Raw genomic sequence first — 2,216 nt, 5'->3', positions numbered from 1 at the left:
GGCAAGATCTTCGAGCGTCGCGGCCCCGAGATCCTCGCCCTCAGCCAGATCTTCGACTAGCCTCACGAGCACCCCCGCCCCCGCAGGGTCGGGGGGATCGTGGCGCGAAAAACCCCCATCTGCGATGGCCAGATGAGAAAAACCGCCCTCCGCGTCGATTCCGCAAGAAAAACGCGAAGATCTTCGGCCTGTTCTCGCGCACTGCCCAAAATGGACGGGTACGACCGATTGAAGCAGGGTTGTGCTACCGCAAACAACGAAGTTGAGGGAAGACATGCGAAAAATTGGTGCAGTGATTCTCGGAGCCGCGCTCCTGAGCCTGACCGCGTGCAGCGCGCCGGGCGGCGGGTCCGACGCAGGCTCCGGGGCAGCCACGGAGGTCCGAACGGTGTTCGGCGCCGACCCGAGCACCTTTGCCCCGGCGAAGGGAACCTCCCTGGATGACGAGGTGGGCTCGCGCCTGCTGTTCGACACCCTGATCCGACGCGACGCCGACGGCGGCTTCGTCGGCGGGCTCGCCACCGAGTGGGAGGCCACCGCGAGCGAGGCCTCCTTCACGATCCGCACCGACGCGACCTGCGCCGACGGCACGGCGATCACCCCCACGGTCGTGGCGGACTCGCTCACGCACTTCGCGGACCCCGAGACGGCCTCCAGCTACAAGGGCGCGGTCTTCGGCCCCGGCACGCCGACCGTGACCGCGGACGACGCGGCGAACACGGTGACGGTGTCCCTGTCGGAGCCCTGGGCCGACCTGGAAAACGGCATGACCCTCTCCTTCGCGGGCATCGTCTGCCCGGCTGGCCTCGCCGACCTCGACGGGCTGGCCGCCGGCTCGGTTGAGGGCGCCTTCTCCGGCCCCTACACGCTGACCAAGGCCGAGCACGGCATCTCCTACGTCTTCACGAGCCGCGACGACTACGCGGCGTGGCCCGAGTTCGCGACGCCCCTGACCGGGGACGTCCCCGACGCGGTCTCCTTCACCGTGGTCTCCGACCCCGGCACGGTCGCGAACCAGCTGTCCACCGGCGACATCGACTACGCCACGATCAAGAACCGCGACATCGAGCGCTTCTCCGAGGACACGGGCTACCGCCTCGAGGCCGTGCCCTTCGCCTCGCACTACCTCATGTTCAACCAGCGCGACTCCAGCCAGTTCTCGGACCGCGCCCTGCGCGAGGCCGTCGCCCAGGTCATCGACCCCGCCGCCTTCATGAAGGCCTCCACCGCCGGACTCGGCGAGGTGTTCCCCACCTTCGTGAACCCCGACCTGCAGTGCGCCCTCACCGACGGCAAGAACCTGCCGAAGCTGGACCCCGCCGCGGGCGGCAAGGTCCTCGACGGCGTGAAGATCCGCTTCGTCGGCACCCAGCTCGTCGGCCCGAACGGCTCGGGCAACACGTTCATCCAGGAGGCGCTGCGCGCCGCCGGGGCGGATGTCACCCTGGACAACCTGGACAACAGCTCCTGGGCGACGAAAATCACGCAGGAGCCGGACTCCTGGGACATCTCCGTCATGGTCGACCTGAACGTGATCGGCACCGCCACCGCGGCCCTCGGCAAGATCACCGGGGACCCCATCGAGGACGGCGGCCGCAGCTTCACCGCCTCGAAGAACACCGAGGCCGTCGAGGCGCTGACCCAGGCCATGGTCGCGGACACGGTCGAGGGTAAGTGCCAGTCGCTCGAGGCCGCCCAGGCCGCCGTGCTGCAGGCCGTGGACGTGTTCCCGCTCGGCAGCGGCGCCGCCTCCGTGATCTCCGACAAGAACACCTCCGTGCGGACCTTCAGCGGCATGCTGGACCCCGCCACGGTTCGCGTCGAGAACTAGGCACATGACGCAGGTGCAGGAACCCACGCTCACCCAGCGGATCGGGCTGGCCGCCACGCGGCCCGCCCGCTCCGGCTGGGGCGGATTCGTCCTCCGCCGCGCGTTCAGCCTCGTGCTGAGCTTCGCGGTGCTGGTCGTGCTCACCTTCCTGATCGTGCAGCTGCTCCCCGGAGACCCGGCCCTCGTGGCCGCGGGCTCCGAGGCCAGCCCCGAGCAGGTGGAGCGCATCAGGGAACAGCTCGGGCTCAACCAGCCCGTGCTCGTCCAGTTCTGGGACTACGTACGCGGGGTCCTCACCGGCGATCTCGGCACGTCCTTCGCCTCGAACGAGGCCGTCGGCACGATCATCCTGAACCGCCTGCCCTACACGGCGGGCATCGCGGGC

1 protein-coding gene and 1 pseudogene are annotated in these 2,216 nt (G+C 69.3%); both read left to right on the top strand.

Annotated features, from left to right (window positions below; all coding sequences use genetic code 11):
• The first annotated feature begins 292 nt into the window (after positions 1–292).
• Entirely contained in the window at positions 293–1,831 is a 1,539-nt protein-coding gene (locus OOT08_RS01825) for an ABC transporter substrate-binding protein (RefSeq protein ID WP_325090859.1), read from the top strand.
• A gap of 4 nt (positions 1,832–1,835) precedes the next feature.
• Positions 1,836–2,216 (top strand): annotated as a pseudogene (locus OOT08_RS01820) (ABC transporter permease); the annotation flags it as partial.

It is taken from the genome of Leucobacter sp. M11 (genome assembly GCF_035726885.1).
Taxonomy (GTDB): Bacteria; Actinomycetota; Actinomycetes; order Actinomycetales; family Microbacteriaceae; genus JAPFRB01.
This window is presented reverse-complemented; position numbering and strand designations above follow the sequence as displayed.